Source organism: Pseudomonas sp. McL0111 (assembly GCF_052567255.1).
Genome location: NZ_CP199585.1, coordinates 754,907 through 771,705, shown reverse-complemented (window position 1 = coordinate 771,705; position 16,799 = coordinate 754,907). Strand labels below are relative to the sequence as shown.

General features: G+C 60.9%; 16 protein-coding genes. 8 read left to right on the top strand and 8 right to left on the bottom strand.

The window, feature by feature from the left end; all coding sequences use genetic code 11:
* Window positions 1-24: 24 nt before the first annotated feature.
* A complete protein-coding gene (locus tag ACTWLJ_RS03600; RefSeq protein WP_445179892.1) occupies window positions 25-879 on the bottom strand; it encodes a MaoC family dehydratase in 855 nt (284 codons plus the stop codon).
* A gap of 2 nt (window positions 880-881) precedes the next feature.
* On the bottom strand, window positions 882-2,234 hold the full coding sequence (locus ACTWLJ_RS03595) for a 3-oxoacyl-ACP reductase (RefSeq protein ID WP_445179891.1): 1,353 nt from the start codon (window positions 2,232-2,234) through the stop codon (window positions 882-884).
* A gap of 272 nt (window positions 2,235-2,506) precedes the next feature.
* On the opposite strand from ACTWLJ_RS03595, the gene ACTWLJ_RS03590 reads away from it, so the two are divergent.
* From ACTWLJ_RS03590 to ACTWLJ_RS03580, 3 genes are all read left to right on the top strand, one after another.
* Complete coding sequence (locus ACTWLJ_RS03590) at window positions 2,507-3,784, top strand: acetyl-CoA C-acetyltransferase (RefSeq protein WP_445179890.1); 1,278 nt, start codon at window positions 2,507-2,509, stop codon at window positions 3,782-3,784.
* A 253-nt stretch (window positions 3,785-4,037) separates the two neighbouring features.
* Window positions 4,038-4,934, top strand: coding sequence for a PA4780 family RIO1-like protein kinase (locus ACTWLJ_RS03585; protein WP_401216095.1), 897 nt, complete (start codon window positions 4,038-4,040; stop codon window positions 4,932-4,934).
* A gap of 226 nt (window positions 4,935-5,160) precedes the next feature.
* Entirely contained in the window at window positions 5,161-6,375 is a 1,215-nt protein-coding gene (locus tag ACTWLJ_RS03580) for an MFS transporter (protein ID WP_445179889.1), read from the top strand.
* Here ACTWLJ_RS03580 and cueR read toward each other — a convergent pair.
* From cueR to ACTWLJ_RS03565, 3 genes are all read right to left on the bottom strand, one after another.
* Window positions 6,329-6,742, bottom strand: coding sequence for a Cu(I)-responsive transcriptional regulator (gene cueR / locus ACTWLJ_RS03575; RefSeq protein WP_445179888.1), 414 nt, complete (start codon window positions 6,740-6,742; stop codon window positions 6,329-6,331). The two genes, ACTWLJ_RS03580 and cueR, sit on opposite strands and share 47 nt — an antisense overlap.
* Window positions 6,739-9,132 (bottom strand): heavy metal translocating P-type ATPase, encoded by a 2,394-nt coding sequence (locus ACTWLJ_RS03570; protein WP_445179887.1) that lies wholly within the window; start codon window positions 9,130-9,132, stop codon window positions 6,739-6,741. Before ACTWLJ_RS03570 ends, cueR begins: the two co-directional genes overlap by 4 nt.
* A 197-nt stretch (window positions 9,133-9,329) precedes the next feature.
* On the bottom strand, window positions 9,330-9,713 hold the full coding sequence (locus ACTWLJ_RS03565; RefSeq protein WP_401216099.1) for a hypothetical protein: 384 nt from the start codon (window positions 9,711-9,713) through the stop codon (window positions 9,330-9,332).
* A gap of 148 nt (window positions 9,714-9,861) precedes the next feature.
* On the opposite strand from ACTWLJ_RS03565, the gene ACTWLJ_RS03560 reads away from it, so the two are divergent.
* Window positions 9,862-10,059: a cation transporter gene (locus ACTWLJ_RS03560; RefSeq protein WP_401216100.1), complete on the top strand. Its 198-nt coding sequence runs from the start codon at window positions 9,862-9,864 to the stop codon at window positions 10,057-10,059.
* 158 nt (window positions 10,060-10,217) lie between these two features.
* Entirely contained in the window at window positions 10,218-11,420 is a 1,203-nt protein-coding gene (locus ACTWLJ_RS03555) for a multidrug effflux MFS transporter (protein WP_445179886.1), read from the top strand.
* A gap of 3 nt (window positions 11,421-11,423) precedes the next feature.
* Here the strand turns inward: ACTWLJ_RS03555 and ACTWLJ_RS03550 are convergent, their stop codons facing one another.
* From ACTWLJ_RS03550 to ACTWLJ_RS03540, 3 genes are all read right to left on the bottom strand, one after another.
* Window positions 11,424-11,597 carry a hypothetical protein gene (locus ACTWLJ_RS03550; RefSeq protein WP_007914687.1) on the bottom strand — a complete coding sequence of 58 codons (174 nt, stop codon included), beginning with the start codon at window positions 11,595-11,597 and terminating at the stop codon, window positions 11,424-11,426.
* A gap of 161 nt (window positions 11,598-11,758) precedes the next feature.
* Complete coding sequence (locus ACTWLJ_RS03545; protein ID WP_445179885.1) at window positions 11,759-12,772, bottom strand: zinc-binding alcohol dehydrogenase family protein; 1,014 nt, start codon at window positions 12,770-12,772, stop codon at window positions 11,759-11,761.
* A 43-nt stretch (window positions 12,773-12,815) separates the two neighbouring features.
* Window positions 12,816-13,109 (bottom strand): putative quinol monooxygenase, encoded by a 294-nt coding sequence (locus ACTWLJ_RS03540; RefSeq protein WP_401216103.1) that lies wholly within the window; start codon window positions 13,107-13,109, stop codon window positions 12,816-12,818.
* Between the two features lie 130 nt (window positions 13,110-13,239).
* Here ACTWLJ_RS03540 and ACTWLJ_RS03535 point away from each other — a divergent pair, with 130 nt between their 5' ends.
* From ACTWLJ_RS03535 to ACTWLJ_RS03525, 3 genes are all read left to right on the top strand, one after another.
* Window positions 13,240-14,169, top strand: a complete 930-nt coding sequence (locus ACTWLJ_RS03535; protein ID WP_401216104.1) for a LysR family transcriptional regulator — start codon at window positions 13,240-13,242, stop codon at window positions 14,167-14,169.
* A 316-nt stretch (window positions 14,170-14,485) separates the two neighbouring features.
* Complete coding sequence (locus ACTWLJ_RS03530; protein ID WP_445179884.1) at window positions 14,486-15,217, top strand: ArsR/SmtB family transcription factor; 732 nt, start codon at window positions 14,486-14,488, stop codon at window positions 15,215-15,217.
* A gap of 128 nt (window positions 15,218-15,345) precedes the next feature.
* Entirely contained in the window at window positions 15,346-16,728 is a 1,383-nt protein-coding gene (locus ACTWLJ_RS03525; protein WP_445179883.1) for an MFS transporter, read from the top strand.
* The last annotated feature ends 71 nt before the right edge of the window (window positions 16,729-16,799 follow it).

The following is a 16,799-nucleotide window of genomic DNA, read 5'->3' as shown; positions in this document are numbered from 1 at the left end:
AATTTACAGGCCCGCTAAGGTTGCTCAGGCAATTGGCTGCCACTGCCCGACCATATGCTCAAGATCCCCGGCACCGATCAATCGCAGTTCACCACTCGACCCCGGCGCACTCGCCAGCAACGTCACCTCACTCGGCAACCGCACCGGTTTGCGGAATTGCACAAAGATTTCAAGATTGGCTTTAGGCAGATGCTCGCCCAGCGCCGCGAGCGTGCGCGCCTTGTTCCACAACCCGTGGGCGATGGCCGTGGGAAAGCCGAACAGTTTCGCGCTGGCTGCACTCAGGTGAATCGGGTTGTAGTCCCCGGCAACCTTGGCGTATTGCCGGCCAATGTCCGCCGGAGCCTTCCAGTGCGCTACTTCGCTCAGCGATAGCGACGGTTCCCAGGTTTGCTCGACCGGCTCGCCGTCGAGTTTGACCCCGCGACAGAGCATCTGGCTCTCTGCTTCCCACAACGGCCCGAGCTGATCATCCAGCGTGGTCAGCAGATCGAACGTCGCGCCTTTCGGGTGCGGTTGCAGGTTGTGCACGCGGACGCTGACCTGCGCCCGCGTGATCCCGCCCAGCGGTCGCAACACACGAATGCGATTGCTCAGATGAATCAGCCCCAGCAGCGGAAACGGAAACTCCTTCGCCGTGAGCAACTGCATCTGCAAGGCAAACGCCAGGACGTGCGGATAAGTCGGTGGCAGCAGACCGTCATCGGTAAACCCGCAGACCTTGCGATAGTTCGCCAGACGTTTGCCGTCGATATCGACCCAGCAGCGCAAACCGCTGTCGGGCAGGGTGGTGCCGGTGATCTTGCGGCGCGTGGCGGCCTGCACATACAAGCCGGGCAGACTCGGTTCGCGATCCAGCGTGTGCCATTCGATGCTCATGCCTAGGCCCCCAGAACACTTTGTCCACAGACCCGCAGCGCCTGCCCGGTAAACGCGCCAGTGCCCGGTTGCGCCAGCCAGGCGACGGCTTCGGCGACGTCTTGCGGCAGGCCGCCCTGGCCCAGCGAGCTCATGCGTCGCCCGGCTTCACGCAGGGCGAATGGAATGTGCGCGGTCATCTGCGTTTCGATGAATCCCGGCGCCACCGCATTAATGCTGATGCCACGCTCCAGCAACGTCGGCGCCCACGCTTGCGCCAGACCGATCAATCCGGCCTTGCTCGCGGCGTAGTTGGTTTGCCCACGATTACCGGCAATGCCGCTGATCGAGGCCAGCAAAATCACTCGCGCGTTGTCATGCAGGGTGCCGCTGTCGAGCAGCGCTTTGGTCAGCACTTGTGGCGCATTGAGATTGACCGCCAGTACCGCGTCCCAGAATTCCGGGGTCATGTTGGCGAGGGTTTTGTCGCGGGTGATCCCGGCGTTGTGCACCAGAATGTCGAGGCCATCCGGCAACTGTTCGATCAGTTGCGCACCTGCGTCTTCGGCGCAGATATCGAGGGTGATGCTGCGTCCGCCCAAACGTGCGGCGAGGGCTTCCAGATCGGTCTTGGCCGGTGGCACGTCGAGCAGGATCACCTCGGCACCATCGCGGGCCAGGGTTTCGGCGATGGAGGCGCCGATCCCGCGTGCCGCGCCTGTCACCAGCGCCTTGCGTCCGGCCAGCGGCCGCGTCCAGTCGGTCACCGGGGTTTCGCACGACGTCAGGCGAATCACTTGCCCCGAGACAAATGCGCTTTTTGGCGAAAGGAAAAACCGCAGCGGACCTTCGAGTTGATCTTCGGCGTCGTCACCGACGTAGATCAATTGCAGCGTGCCGCCGCTGCGCAGTTCCTTGGCCAGCGAGCGCGAGAAGCCTTCGAGCGCCCGTTGTGCGCTGGCGGCGAACGGTTCGCTGAGAGTTTCCGGCGCGCGGCCAAGAATCACCAGATGCGCACTGGATTCGAGGTTTTTCATCAGCGGCTGGAAGAATTCGCGCAGTTGCTTGAGCTGATCGGTGTGTTGCAGATCACTGGCATCGAACACCACGGCTTTGAGTTTCGGGCCGTGGCCGGGAATCCATTCGGTGGCGGTTGCAGGTTGCTCGCCGTAGCGGTAAATCGCATCGGTCAGTCGATTGGCGAAAGTGCTGACGTGTTGCGCCAGCGCCCCGCCGCCGATCAGCAGCGCACCTTCCACCGGCCGCAGGCGCCCGGCCTGCCAGCGTTCCAGGCGAACCGGCGACGGCAGGCCCAATGCCCCGACCAGACGATGGCCGATGGACGAGTTGGCGAAGTCGATATAGCGGTCAGACATGGAACGCTCTCCAGAAGATGGGGTTCAAAGTGTGGACTACCAACGGCAATCAATCGTTCGATCCACGCAATAAGGCCTACGCTTGATCAGCAGAGTAGTTTGCCTCTGGGATTTAGCAGGTCTTTGGGCTGAATGTATTACCTGTGGGAGCTGGCTTGCCAGCGATGGCGGAGTGTCAGCCACTGAATATTTTGGATGTGCTGGCCCTATCGCTGGCAAGCCAGCTCCCACAGGTTTTGGGTGAATTTCGATTATTTGAAAAGGAGCTTTTCATGAGTCAGCTGCGCCGCGTCGCGATCATCGGCGGTAACCGGATCCCTTTTGCCCGCTCCAACGGGCCGTACGCCACCGCCAGCAATCAGGTGATGCTCACCGCCGCCCTCGAAGGCCTGATCGAACGCTACAACCTGCACGGCCTGCGCATTGGCGAAGTGGTGGCGGGTGCGGTGCTTAAATTGTCACGGGATATGAATCTGACCCGCGAATGCGTGCTCGGCTCGCGACTGTCACCGGCCACACCGGCTTATGACATCCAGCAAGCCTGCGGCACCGGTCTGGAAGCCGCGCTGCTGGTGGCCAATAAAATCGCCCTCGGTCAGATCGATTGCGGCATTGCCGGTGGCGTGGATACCACCTCTGATGCGCCGATCAGCGTCAGCGAAGGCCTGCGCAAGATTCTCCTGCAAGCCAACCGCGCCAAGACCACCGGCGACAAACTGAAGACTTTCCTGCAACTGCGCCCCAAACACCTGATCCCGGAATTCCCGCGCAACGGCGAGCCCCGTACCGGGCTGTCGATGGGCCAACACTGCGAACTGATGGCGCAAACCTGGAGCATCCCCCGCGAAGCCCAGGATCAACTGGCACTCGAAAGCCACCAGAAACTCGCCGCTTCCTACAGCGAAGGCTGGCACAACGACCTGATGACACCGTTCCTCGGCCTGACCCGCGACAACAATTTGCGCCCCGACCTGACCCTGGAAAAACTCGCGACGCTGAAACCGGCCTTCGAGAAAAGCGCCAAGGGCACGCTGACCGCCGGCAACTCCACACCGCTGACCGATGGCGCTTCAGTGGTGCTGCTCGGCAGCGAAGAATGGGCGAAAGAACGCGGCTTGCCGATCCTCGCTTATCTGCGTGACGGCGAAGCGGCGGCGGTGGATTTCGTCAACGGCGCCGAAGGGCTGCTGATGGCCCCGGTGTATGCCGTGCCACGCTTGCTGGCACGCAACGGGCTGACGTTGCAGGACTTCGATTACTACGAAATCCACGAAGCGTTCGCCGCCCAGGTGCTATGCACATTGAAAGCCTGGGAAGATCCTGAATACTGCAAAACCCGACTGGGCCTCGATGCGCCGCTGGGCTCGATTGATCGCAGCCGTCTCAATGTGAAGGGCAGTTCGTTGGCGGCGGGTCATCCTTTTGCGGCGACGGGGGGGCGAATTGTCGCGAACATGGCGAAGTTGCTGGACGCGGCGGGGAAGGGGCGAGGGTTGATTTCGATCTGTGCAGCGGGGGGGCAGGGTGTCACCGCCATCATCGAACGCTGAACAAAATCCCGCCGGGAATGCATCGGCATGTCAGATCCTGTCGCAAATGCCCTCCAATCCAGTTGCCAACAATTGGCACTGGCTCGGCTATGATTCGCAGCGATCCGGCAAGCGTTCAATGGCGTCGATTAATCCGGCATAGTGTGTGCATCCACAGGTTCACAGGTCGGCAACCCCTCCCCGTGACGCGAGGATTGCCGTATAACGAGTGACATTCGCGTGTTTGGTAATAAAGGACCCACAATAAAAGCTGATGAAGACTCCAAAACGCATTGAACCCCTGATCGAGGACGGTCTGGTCGACGAGGTGCTGCGCCCACTCATGAGTGGTAAAGAAGCAGCTGTTTATGTGGTGCGCTGTGGCAACGAGTTACGTTGCGCGAAGGTCTACAAGGAGGCGAATAAACGCAGTTTCCGCCAGGCGGCCGAGTATCAGGAAGGTCGCAAGGTCCGTAACAGCCGACAGGCGCGGGCGATGGCCAAGGGCTCGAAGTTCGGTCGCAAAGAGACCGAAGATGCCTGGCAGAACGCCGAAGTGGCGGCGCTGTTTCGTCTGGCGGGTGCCGGGGTGCGAGTGCCCAAGCCGTACGACTTCCTTGAAGGCGTGCTGCTGATGGAACTGGTGGCCGACGAATACGGCGATGCCGCGCCGCGTCTGAACGACGTGGTGCTGGAACCGGATCAGGCCCGTGAATATCACGCGTTCCTGATTTCGCAGATCGTGCTGATGTTGTGTACCGGTCTGGTGCACGGTGACCTTTCCGAGTTCAACGTGCTGCTGACACCGACCGGCCCGGTCATCATCGACTTGCCTCAGGCAGTTGATGCGGCGGGCAACAACCATGCGTTCAGCATGCTTGAGCGTGACGTCGGCAACATGGCTCTGTACTTCGGTCGTTTTGCGCCGGAGTTGAAGAAGACCAAGTACGCGAAGGAAATGTGGGCGCTGTACGAAGCCGGCACCTTGCACCCGGCCAGCGTGCTGACCGGTGAGTTCGATGATCCGGAAGAGCTGGCGGATGTCGGCGGGATTCTGCGCGAGATCGAAGCGGCGCGTCTCGACGAAGAGCGCAAGCAGGCGATCCGTGCGGCTGACGACGAGCCCAACGGCAAGTCGGAAGAACCGCCTCCACCACCGTGGATGCAGTGATCGACTAACAGAAACCCGGCTTCGGCCGGTTTTTTTGTGCCTCATGTTTTGAAAACCACAAGTCCCTGTGGGAGCTGGCTTGCCAGCGAAGAGGCCGGTGAATTCAATACATATTTGCCAGGCTGAACCATTGCTATCGCTGGCAAGCCAGCTCCCACAGGGATTTGTGGTGTTCTTGAAATTCGTATGGGAATCTAGTCGGCCTCCGCACACTCAAGGACTGAATGTGAACGCCTCGCGCAATGCCCATCTGATCATCACCGCCCGACTGATCTCCGATTTCGGCGCCTTCCTCAACATGGTTGCGCTGGCCACCTACGTCTATCTGCTGAGCAACAGCGCCATGAGCGTCGGGATTTTTCTCGCCAGTCGTGTCGGCGGGGGGATATTCGCCAGTCTGATCGGCACCCGGTTCTACCGGCGCTGGAGCGGGCGTTTGCCGTTGGTTGCGTTCGATCTATTGCGCGCCGGGGTGCTCGGTCTGTTGCTGATCGTGCCGCCCAGCCAGCAGGCGCTGATTTTGCCGCTGATTGCCTTCGGCCTGGGCTTCGGCAATTCGATGTTCGCCATCGGCCTCAACAGTCAATTGCCAAGGCTGATCGAGCCCGACCAATTGCTGAAAACCAACGCATGGATCACCTCGGCGTCATCGGCGGCGATGGTCGGCGGCAGTCTGGTCTCGGGATTGCTGGTGGCGGGGGTTGGTTTCGAAACCGTGTTCGCTCTGAATGCGCTGACCTATCTGTTGGCAGCCATGCTGATCCTGCCACTGCGCTTCAAGGCACCTGAAGCGAAGGCCGGGGCGGATACCGAAAGAGGCGAATGGTCGGCCTTGGTTCAAGGCTTGCGCAGTGCGCCAGTGGTGGCCGCGATGCTCGCGGTGTCGATGGCCGACACGCTGGGCAGTGCCGCGCACAACGTCGGGTTCCCGATTATCTCGAAGCTGCTGACACCGGACTCGGCGAGTACCACTCTCGGCCTGATGCTGGCGGTATGGGCTAGCGGCAAACTGCTCGGTGCGCGGATCGCCAGTCGCATGAGTGGCTCGGAAAACATCAATCTGGAGCGGCGGTTTTTCTACGGCGTGATGCTGATGTCCTGCGGCTTCATTCTGATGTTTCAGCAGCACAGCCTCTACGGACTGCTGTTGTTTTCACTGCCGGCGGGCTTGGGCGACGGGTTTTCCGAAGTCGGTCTGATGTCGCGCTTGCAGCGCGAGCCCGAGCACTTGCGCCTGCCGATCTTCAGTTTTCTGACTCTGCTGCAAATGACCGGATTCGGCATCGGCATGCTGATCGCCGCGCCGTTTTACGCGTGGTGGGCGCCGGGTGCCGTGGTATTGCTGTTCCACGGCATTCCGTTGGCGACCCTGCTGACGGTGAAAGTGTTGGCCATCAGGCGCGGACGGGTTGTACGCAGCAGCCCGACGCCAGCTCCTTGAGGATCGGGCAGTCGGGGCGATGGTCGCCCTGACAGTGCTCGACCAGATCCTGCAAGGTGTCGCGCAACTGTCCGAGTTCGCGGATCTTCTGGTTCAGCTCGTCGATGTGCTGACGGGCCAGGGCTTTCACATCGGCGCTGGCCCGCTGGCGATCCTGCCAGAGCGTCAGCAGCTTGCCGACTTCCTCCAGCGAAAAGCCCAAGTCCCGCGAACGCTTGATGAACGCCAGCGTGTGCAAATCATCATCGCCGTAAACCCGATAACCGCTGTCGGTGCGATGCGCAGCCTTGAGCAGGCCGATCGACTCGTAATAACGAATCATCTTTGCGCTCAGGCCACTTTGGCGGGCTGCTTGGCCGATGTTCATCGATGCTCCTCCAGATCCTTGGGTTTCCAGGTTTTCAACAGTAGCGCATTGCTCACCACGCTGACGCTCGAGAGCGCCATCGCAGCGCCCGCCAGCACCGGGTTGAGGAAACCGAACGCTGCCAGCGGAATCCCGATCAGGTTATAGACGAAGGCCCAGAACAGGTTTTGGCGGATCTTCGCGTAGGTCTTGCGGCTGATTTCCAGTGCCGCTGGCACCAGCTGTGGATCGCCGCGCATCAGCGTAATCCCTGCCGCGTGCATGGCGACGTCGGTGCCGCCGCCCATGGCGATTCCGATGTCCGCAGCGGCCAGCGCGGGGGCGTCGTTGATGCCGTCGCCAACCATTGCCACTACGCCGGTTTTTTTCAGTTCGGCGACGGTCGCAGCCTTGTCGGCGGGCAGCACTTCGGCGTGCACGCTGCTGATACCCAAGGCTTCGGCGACCACTTTGGCGCTGCCGCGATTGTCGCCGGTCAGCAGATGGCTGTGGATACCGCGTGCGGTAAGTTGTTGCACCGCTTGCAGCGCGCCGGGTTTGAGAGTGTCGCCGAAGGCGAACAGGCCGAGGACGCGCGGTTCGGGGCTTTGCTCGATCAGCCACGACAATGTCCGGCCCTCAGCCTCCCAAGCGTTGGCGGACTCGGCGAGAGTGCCCGTACTCAACGTGCTTTCATCGAGCATGCGCCGATTGCCCAGCGCCAATCGGCGGCCCTCTAACGTGCCGGCGATACCGCGTCCGGTCAGGGACTGGCTATCGATGACGTCGGGGACTTGCAGATTGCGTTCGGCAGCCGCGTCCAGCACCGCTTTCGCCAGTGGGTGTTCGCTGCCGCGTTGCAGCGCGCCGGCCAGTTTCAGCAGGTTGTCTTCGTCGCCATCAAGGGCGGTGAAGTGGGCGATACGCGGGGTACCTGAGGTCAGAGTGCCAGTCTTGTCGAAGACCACAGCGCTGACTTCATGCGCACGTTCCAGCGCTTCGGCATCCTTGATCAGAATCCCGTGGCGCGCGGCGACGCCGGTACCGGCCATGATCGCAGTCGGCGTGGCGAGGCCGAGGGCACACGGGCACGCGATCACTAATACGGCGACGGCATTGATCAGTGCAGTTTCCAGCGGTGCGCCGTACAGCCACCAGCCAATCAGCGTGGCGAGGGCCAACACCAGCACGGTCGGCACGAAGACCTGGCTGACTTTATCCACCAGTTTCTGAATCGGTGCTTTCGCTGCCTGCGCGTCTTCCACCAGACGAATGATCCGCGCCAGCACGCTTTCCGCGCCGAGAGCGGTGGTGCTGACCAGCAGCCGACCTTCGCCGTTGATCGCGCCGCCGGTGACTTTATCGCCGGGTTGTTTTGGCACGGGCAGGCTCTCGCCGCTGATCAGTGCTTCATCGGCGTGGCTCTGACCTTCGAGGACTTCGCCGTCCACAGGGAAGCGTTCGCCGGGTTTGACCAGCACCAGATCGCCCAGGCGCAACGCACTGATGGCGACGTCTTGCTCGCGACCTTCGATCACCTGAATCGCTCGTTCCGGACGCAGAGCTTCAAGGGCGCGGATGGCGCTGGCGGTCTGGCGTTTGGCGCGACTCTCCAGGTATTTGCCGAGCAGCACCAAAGCGATGACCACCGCCGAGGCTTCGAAATACAGATGTGGCATGCGCCCGGCGGCGGTCGCCCATTCGTACAGGCTCAAGCCATAACCGGCGCTGGTGCCGAGGGCGACCAGCAAATCCATGTTGCCGGCACCCGCACGTACCGCTTTCCACGCGGCCACGTAAAACCGCGCACCGAAGATGAATTGCACTGGCGTGGCGAGGGCAAATTGCGCCCAGGCCGGGAGCATCCAGTGAATGCCGAAGGGTTGCAGCAGCATCGGCAACACCAGCGGCAAGGCGAGGGCGATGGCGCAGATCAGCGCCCAGCGTTCACGTTGCAGACGCTGTTGCTGGTTGTCGGTTGACGGATTTTCGGCTTGCCAGACACTGGCGGAGTAGCCGGCCTTGCTGACGGCGTCGGTCAGGGTTTGTGGATCGACCTGACCGAGTAATTCGAGGTGAGCGCGTTCATTGGCGAGGTTGACGCTGACGCTTTTGACCCTTGGGACTTTATTCAGCGCTCGCTCGACGCGACCCACGCAAGAGGCGCAGGTCATGCCTTCGATGCTCAACTCGATAGTCTGCTGCGGCACGCTGTAACCGGCGCGCTCGACGGCTTCCATCAACGCCGGCAAGCTGTCGCCGGGCGCCTCGACGCGGGCCTGCTCGGTGGCCAGATTGACACTGACGGCACGGGTGCCGCTGACTTTGCTCAAGGCGCGCTCGACCCGCCCGGCGCAACTGGCGCAGGTCATGCCGGCTATCGGCAGATCGAAAGTGATGGAATCGGACATCGGTCTTACTCCCTGTAGAAGATGCCTACAGGATCAACCTTGCCATGCGGGCAAGGTCAAGCGCCAATCTGCAAGGTGTCGCAGGGCAAAAAAAATGTGGGAGCCAGCCTGCTGGCGATAGCGGTGAGTCATTCAGCATTGATGCTGACTGACACATCCCGTCGCTAGCAGGCTAGCTCCCACAGTTCTGGCTATGTTCAGTATTCGAGGGCGGCGGGTCTGAGGTACAAGCCTTTTGTGGACAAGGCAATCCGGTACTTCACCACGTCGCCGGCCTTGAGCGAGATTTCCTGCGCCGGCGGTGCCAGCATCCCCGGTTCGCAACCCTTGACCTGACCAGGCTCAAGTTTCAGACGTACGGAAACTGTGCCGTGGGGCAGGTTGAACGCGGTGGTCTGCTCTTGCAGCAGGCGCCCGACAAACTGGTCCTGGATATACACGCCGATTTCGCAGGAGGTCGCCACTTCGAGGCGCTCGCGCGAGATGATCAGAACGGCGTAATCCTCGCCGGTCGCGTTGGCCTGAGGCAGGACGGCAAAGAGGCTGAGGAAGCCAAACAGGCTGATAGCTGACCAGCGCATGGCTGAATCTCCTGAGTTCGAGTCATTGATGCACGCAGCTTGGCCGAGCGCGACGCCGAATGCCAGCCCGGCAGTTTCTTTCATAACTTGACCTTGCCATCGTGGCAAGCTCCAGAGTGCTGGCAACCTCACTCAAAGGAGTCATTCCATGCAAGTGTTCAACGTTCAAGGCATGTCCTGCGGTCACTGCGTCAAAGCCATCACCAACGCCGTGCAGGCGAAAGACCCGGCCGCCAGCGTGCGGGTCGATCTGGCGGCGAAAGAGGTCGGCGTCGAAAGTGCGCTGAGTGCCGATCAAGTGATTGAGGCAATCAGTGAGGAAGGCTACGCCGTCAAACTCGCCTGACTCCATAAACCTTTGTGGTGAGGGAGCAAGCTCCCTCGCCACAGGTTTGTCTCGGAACATAGTGATTTTTTAATAGTTAGCGACCTATCGGAATGTTCAAGGCGTCCCGGCGCGGCTAGACTGTCGGGCTGCCGACTCACGCGACTCCTGGATGCCTGATGAACTTCCGTACCATTCTGATTCTCGGTGCCTTGACCGCTTTTGGTCCTTTGGCGATCGACTTTTATCTGCCAGCGTTTCCGGCCATGGCGCTGGCGTTCGGCACCGACGAGAAACACGTGCAGATGACGCTGGCCGCGTATTTTCTCGGTCTTTCGATTGGCCAACTGGCTTACGGCCCGGTAGCGGATCGCTTCGGGCGGCGGATTCCATTGCTCGTTGGTCTGGCGCTGTTCACCCTTGCGTCATTGGCCTGCGCCTACGCGCCGAACCTGGAATGGCTGATCGGCGCACGCTTCGTGCAGGCCTTGGGCGGTTGTGCGGGGATGGTGATTTCCCGGGCAGTGGTCAGCGACAAGTGCGATGCGGTGGGTTCGGCTAAAGTCTTTTCGCAATTGATGCTGGTGATGGGCCTGGCACCGATTCTGGCGCCGATGCTCGGCGGTCTGCTGGTCAACACCACGGGTTGGCAGTCGATCTTTCTGGTATTGACCGGGTTCAGTGCCCTGGCCGGTCTGGCTGTGGCGCTCGGCTTGCCGGAAAGTATGCCGGCGCATATGCCGCGCCAGCCATTGTCGGGAGCTTTGCGCCAATACGGTCGCTTGCTGGCTGATCCGGTCTATCTGGGCCATGCCCTGACCGGTGGCATCGCCATCGCCGGGATGTTTGCCTACATCGCTGGCTCGCCATTCATCTTCATCAAGCTTTACGGTGTGCCGGCCGAGCATTTCGGCTGGCTGTTCGGCACCAACGCGGCGGGGTTCATTCTGGTGGCGCAGGTCAACGCGCGACTGTTGGCCAAGCGTGGTCCGGCGTTTCTGCTGGCGCGGGCGGTCTGGGTTTATCTGGGCGCCGCTCTGACATTGCTGGCCGTCAGCTCTCTGCACACTGAGGCATTGTGGCCGCTGCTGATTCCACTGTTCATTTGTGTCGCCAGCCTTGGTTGCATCAGCCCCAACGCCGCAGCCTGCGCGATGAATGGGCAACGAGGCCGTGCCGGCAGCGCTTCGGCGCTACTCGGTTGCATGCAGTTCAGCGTCGCCGCCGGTGCTTCGGCACTGGTTGGGGTATTGCACGACGGCACCGCCGTGCCGATGGCAATAGTCATCAGCCTGTGCGGTGTATTGGTGGTGAGCGCGGCGTTACTCACCCGGCGTCTGCAAAATGCCCGGGCATTGGCACAAGCTCAAGCCGAGGCGTAAGCCTCAGCCGGCAGCGCGTTGCTGGCTGCGGTCGGGGATCTGATGGGGAGCGCAAAGTCGCGCTTCGAGGGTGCGGGTGAAAGCCAGAGCCTCGGCTTCACTGCGGAACGTCACGGCGTGTTGATCGAGTCGAACTTGCCACTGAGACTTTGCCACTTCTTTTATCAGGATCTTCATTGCTGACCTCCCTAACGTAAAAGATGTATCGCAGAGGTTTCGATTGTAGACCCGAATACGATCGCAATTGTGACAACGGTCAAGCATCTGACTGACGGCAAAAAGCACCCAAACAGCGCCAATCCTTGCGGGAGCTGGCGCTGGCTGGGATCGTCAAATCCTTAGAAACTTTCTAATACAATTTTCCCCTTGGCTTTGCCGCTTTCCAGCATTTCATGCGCCCGACGCAGGTTGGCTGCATTGATTTTGCCAAAGTGCTCGCCCAGTGTGGTTTTCAAGGTTCCCGCATCAATCAGCTCGGCTACCCGGTTGAGCAGTTTGTGCTGCTCGATCATGTCCGGGGTTTCGAACAACGAACGGGTGTACATGAACTCCCAGTGCAGCGACAGGCTCTTGCGCTTGAGCTTGCTCACATCGAGCGCCTTGGGATCGTCGATCAACGCCAGTTTGCCCTGCGGAGCCAGTGCTTCGACCAGTTGATCAAGGTGCTGATCGGTCTGGGTCAGGCTGGCGACATGGGTCACGCTCTCGATCCCGGCACGTTTCAGTTCTTCGCTCAGCGGCTGGCTGTGATCGATCACCAGATCGGCGCCCAGTTCGCTGACCCAGTCGCGGGTTTGAGCGCGGGAAGCGGTGCCGATCACCTTGAGCCCGGTCAACTGGCTGGCCAATTGAGTGAGGATCGAACCGACCCCACCGGCAGCGCCGACGATCAACAGGCTCTGGCCCTCATCGGTTTTGCCTTCGCGCACTTGCAGGCGCTCGAAGAGCAATTCCCACGCGGTAATCGCGGTCAACGGCAGGGCGGCAGCTTCGGCGAAACCCAGCGACTTGGGCATGTGACCGACGATGCGCTCATCGACCACGTGCAGTTCACTGTTGCCACCAGCGCGGGCAATCGAGCCGGCGTAAAACACCTTGTCGCCAGCCTTGAACAACGTCACTTCGCTGCCGACAGCCTTGACCACACCTGCCACGTCCCAGCCCAGCACTTTGGCGGCGCCATTTTCAGGCGCTACGTTCTGCCGCACTTTTGTGTCGACCGGGTTGACCGAAATCGCTTTGACCTCGACCAGCAGATCGCGCGGGCCGGCGACCGGCTCCGGCAGTTCGATGTCCTGCAGGGACTTTTCGTCGCTGATCGGCAGGGATGCGTAATAGGCGATGGCTTTCATGTGGTGCTCCGAAAAAATTGGCGTAGCTATATAGAAGAAGGATTCAGGCAATGGCGCCCAGGCGCTTGAGCTCAAAGTGGGCGATGCTCTGCCCGGCAGCGGCCTGGAAGTTCTTGAAATGTTCGCTGGCGTTGTGAAGCTGGAGAATTTCTTCGCTGGCCCAGTGTTCGATCACATAAAAAGTCAGCGGATCGCTCAGGTCGCGATGCAGGTCGTACTGACTGCAACCGTCTTCGGCGCGGCTTGGTGGAACCAGTGCGCGCAAGCCTTGTTCGAGAGTGTCCTGCTGGCCGGGTTTGGCGATCAGGGTAGCGATAGCGGTGAATGCCTGGGACATGCTCGACTCCAGAAGTGGGGTGTAGAGGCGGATGAATTCGATGGGGCAGATGATTGGCTATTTCTCTACAAGATAAAACCGGCTAAAAGAGCAGTCTCTTTCAATATTTTTTTGATAATCGAGGCTGAGAATGCTGCGTTTTGACGACCTGCAGTTGTTTGTCCGGGCGGCGGATCTGGGCAGCCTGTCGGCGGCAGCACGGGTGATGGACATGTCCGCCGCCGTGGCCAGCGCTGCGTTGAAGCGTATCGAACAGCAACTCGGCGCACGTTTACTGGCGCGTTCGACCCGAAGTCTGCGTCTGACCGCCGAGGGCGAAGGTTTTCTCGAATATGCCCGGGCCGCGTTGAGCAATCTCGATGAGGGGCGGCGATTTCTGTCCACGGCACAGGATCAGGTCAGCGGGATCTTGCAGCTCTCGGCGCCTTCGGACTTTGGTCGCAACCTGTTGCTGCCTTGGCTCGACGAGTTTCAGCGCGAACATCCGCAATTGACGGTGCGCCTGCTGCTGGGCGACCGCATCGCCGACTTGTTTCGCCAACCGGTGGACATCGCTTTGCGTTATGGCGAGCCGGAGGACTCCAGCCTGGTCGCGCTGCCGATTGCCGCGCACAACCGCCGTGTGCTCTGCGCATCCCCGGCGTACCTGGCGCGGCATGGCGAACCGCGTCAGCTCGAACAACTGGCGCAGCACAATTGCCTGCTGTACATGCTCGGCAGCCGGGTTCACGACCATTGGAGTTTTCACGACGGTAAACGCGAGGTTGGCCTGACCGTCAGCGGCGACCGCTTCAGCGATGACGCCGATGTCGTGCGGTTATGGGCGGTCGCCGGGGCGGGGATTGCCTACAAATCCTGGCTGGATGTCGCCGCCGATGTCCTTGCGGGGCGCCTCAAGGTGTTGCTGCCGGAGCTGCTTTGCGAGCGTGCTCCACTGAATCTGCTGTGCGCTCATCGCGCCCAATTGAGTAAGCCAGTGAACCTTTTGAGGGAAATGCTCGCCAGCCGATGCGCTGAACTGAGTAGTCAATTTCCCTCTTTCCTGAAAGTCGATCATTAGTCGCAGGCAATTAGCGAAATTTCACTCAGGAACTATCACCCTTCGTGTCAGCCCTGACGCAGGAAGCGTCGGGCATCCCGCTTATACTAGCGCCCGCCAGATGCCTGCACCGACTACCGGCCAAAGCAGGTTCAAAGCGAATTTTCCGGGGCTGGAAATGTGTCGCTGAAGCATTGCGCCCGCTGAAGCGCAGCGTGCTGCACCAGCGGCTTGCCTTGCTTCTGTCCCCGGTGTTTTTCGCGTGTTGGCCGACGACTCATTACTGGTCAAGATATCTCCGAGCAGTAGACGATACGATTCCACAGGGAGTGAATACATGGAACATGCACCTTGCATCAGCCAGATCGCCACGCTGCTGGCCGATCCCAAGCGCAGTGCGATGATGTGGGCGTTGATGGATGGTTCGGCCCGGCAGACCGAGGAGCTGGCGTTGCTGGCAGGGCTGTCGCCGTCATCGGCCAGCGCACATCTGGGGCGCCTCGCTACTGGCGGGCTGTTGAAAGTCGAATCCCGTGGACGCAAACGTTTCTTCCGAATGGCCGCGCCGGAAGTCGCTGCGGCCATCGAAGCCCTTGCCAGTGCGACCATCGCCAGCGCACCCAGGGAAATCCCCCAAGTGTTCAAGCGCGCCGTACCGATCAACAAACCCCAGGCCGCGCCGTCGTCACTGTTGCGTGCGCGTTTTTGCGATGACCATCTGGGCGGCACGCTGGCCGCCGATCTTTATCAACGTCTGCTCGATGCAGGCTGGATCGAGCAGGTCGAGCAACGGGTGGTGATCACCCTCAAGGGCTCGACCCAACTGGCCAATCGCGGTGTGTTCATTCAGGCCCTGGCGCATCGCAAGGCACAAGTGGCTTGTGCCTGTCCGGACTGGAGCGAACGTCGCCCGCACATGGGCGGTTCCCTCGGCGCAGCGTTGCTGCAATTGTTCATGCAGTCCGGATGGCTGACGCTGCCCAACGATTCTCGAGCGCTGCTGCTTACGGCGGCCGGGCAACGGGAAATCCACCGGTTCGCCAAGGAAACCGAGCTGGAAATGGCGTAATAGAGCATTCAGCGAGCCCGCCCCAAAGCCGACGTCGTCTGTGAGTGCGAACAGGTCGTATCCAGAAAAAGCGCCATGCCGTTATCGCGCACACTCGATCAGGGACTTAGCGGATTGGGGGATTTGGCATGCAGACACAAGGCTTCAGCGCGGCCGAGCGGCTGGAACGGCTACCGCTCAGTGGCTATCACCGAGTCATTTTCATCATTATTGCCTTGGCGTTCTTCTTCGACTCCATGGACCTGGCGATGATGACGTTCCTGCTTGGCTCGATCAAAACCGAGTTCGGTCTGAGCAGCGCCCAGGCGGGGCTGCTGGCCAGTTCGAGCTTTTTCGGCATGGTGCTGGGCGCGTCACTGTCCGGGATGCTCGCCGACCGCTTTGGACGCAAACCGGTGTTCCAGTGGAGCATCGTGCTGTGGGGCGTGGCCAGTTACCTGTGCTCGACGGCGCAGACGGTCGAGACGCTGACATTGTTCCGCGTCTTGCTGGGGATCGGCATGGGTATGGAATTCCCCATTGCGCAGTCGATGCTCTCTGAGCTGATTCCGGCCAAGCGTCGTGGGCGCTACATCGCGTTGATGGACGGCTTCTGGCCGCTCGGTTTTGTCGCAGCGGGCGTGCTGTCGTACTTTCTGCTGCCGCTGATTGGCTGGCGCGACATCTTTCTGGTGTTGGCAGTGCCGGCGGTGTTCGTGTTGGCGATCCGTTTTTTCATCCCGGAATCGCCGCGCTGGCTGGAGCAGGCTGGTCGGCATGAGGCGGCGGACAAAGTGTTGAGCAGGATTGAAAGCCGCGTCCGGGCTTCACTCGGTGTCGCGGATTTGCCGGAGCCGATTCGTCTGCCGCGCGCCGTGACGCCACCGGGTAATTTCTTCTCGGCGCTCAAGCAGATCTGGTCGCCGCAATACCGCCAGCGCACGACGATGCTCTGGAGCCTGTGGTTCTTCGCCTTGCTCGGGTTTTATGGCCTGACGTCGTGGCTCAGTGCCTTGCTGCAACAGTCGGGTTTCGCTGTGACGCAGTCGGTGTATTACACGGTGCTGATTTCCCTCGGCGGGATTCCCGGTTTTCTGATGGCGGCTTGGCTGGTGGAGCGATGGGGACGTAAACCGGTGTGCATCGTCACTCTGCTCGGCGGTGGGGTGATGGCGTTTCTCTACGGACAGAGCGCGGTGTTCGGCGGCAACGTTGCGTTGCTGATCAGCACGGGGCTGTTGATGCAGTTTTTCCTGTTCGGCATGTGGGCGGTGCTCTACACCTATACGCCGGAGTTGTATCCGACGTCGGCACGTGCGACCGGCTCGGGTTTCGCCTCGGCGATTGGCCGGGTGGGGTCGTTGCTGGGGCCGTTGGTTACGGGGCTGGTGTTCCCGATCACCGGGCAGGGCGGGGTGTTCGCCTTGGGGGCGTTGTGTTTTGCAATTGCGGCGGGTGTGGTGTGGCTGTTCGGGATGGAGACGCGGGGCAAGACGCTGGAAGAGCTGACTGAAACCGAAACTATTGGTTAACACCGACCCCTGTGGGAGCGGGCTTGCCCGCGATGTGGCCATCAGATCCAACATCTATGTCGTCTGATAAT

Excerpts from the sequence above, each read along its gene's own strand:
- ACTWLJ_RS03560 (WP_401216100.1), top strand. The coding sequence starts at position 9,862 with ATGCAAGTGTTCAACGTTCAAGGCATGTCCTGCGGTCACTGCGTCAAA.
- ACTWLJ_RS03545 (WP_445179885.1), bottom strand. The coding sequence starts at position 12,772 with ATGAAAGCCATCGCCTATTACGCATCCCTGCCGATCAGCGACGAAAAG.
- ACTWLJ_RS03525 (WP_445179883.1), top strand. The coding sequence starts at position 15,346 with ATGCAGACACAAGGCTTCAGCGCGGCCGAGCGGCTGGAACGGCTACCG.
- ACTWLJ_RS03600 (WP_445179892.1), bottom strand. The coding sequence starts at position 879 with ATGAGCATCGAATGGCACACGCTGGATCGCGAACCGAGTCTGCCCGGC.
- ACTWLJ_RS03550 (WP_007914687.1), bottom strand. The coding sequence starts at position 11,597 with ATGAAGATCCTGATAAAAGAAGTGGCAAAGTCTCAGTGGCAAGTTCGA.
- cueR (WP_445179888.1), bottom strand. The coding sequence starts at position 6,742 with ATGAACATCGGCCAAGCAGCCCGCCAAAGTGGCCTGAGCGCAAAGATG.
- ACTWLJ_RS03595 (WP_445179891.1), bottom strand. The coding sequence starts at position 2,234 with ATGTCTGACCGCTATATCGACTTCGCCAACTCGTCCATCGGCCATCGT.
- ACTWLJ_RS03555 (WP_445179886.1), top strand. The coding sequence starts at position 10,218 with ATGAACTTCCGTACCATTCTGATTCTCGGTGCCTTGACCGCTTTTGGT.
- ACTWLJ_RS03530 (WP_445179884.1), top strand. The coding sequence starts at position 14,486 with ATGGAACATGCACCTTGCATCAGCCAGATCGCCACGCTGCTGGCCGAT.
- ACTWLJ_RS03565 (WP_401216099.1), bottom strand. The coding sequence starts at position 9,713 with ATGCGCTGGTCAGCTATCAGCCTGTTTGGCTTCCTCAGCCTCTTTGCC.
- ACTWLJ_RS03540 (WP_401216103.1), bottom strand. The coding sequence starts at position 13,109 with ATGTCCCAGGCATTCACCGCTATCGCTACCCTGATCGCCAAACCCGGC.
- ACTWLJ_RS03590 (WP_445179890.1), top strand. The coding sequence starts at position 2,507 with ATGAGTCAGCTGCGCCGCGTCGCGATCATCGGCGGTAACCGGATCCCT.
- ACTWLJ_RS03570 (WP_445179887.1), bottom strand. The coding sequence starts at position 9,132 with ATGTCCGATTCCATCACTTTCGATCTGCCGATAGCCGGCATGACCTGC.
- ACTWLJ_RS03585 (WP_401216095.1), top strand. The coding sequence starts at position 4,038 with ATGAAGACTCCAAAACGCATTGAACCCCTGATCGAGGACGGTCTGGTC.
- ACTWLJ_RS03535 (WP_401216104.1), top strand. The coding sequence starts at position 13,240 with ATGCTGCGTTTTGACGACCTGCAGTTGTTTGTCCGGGCGGCGGATCTG.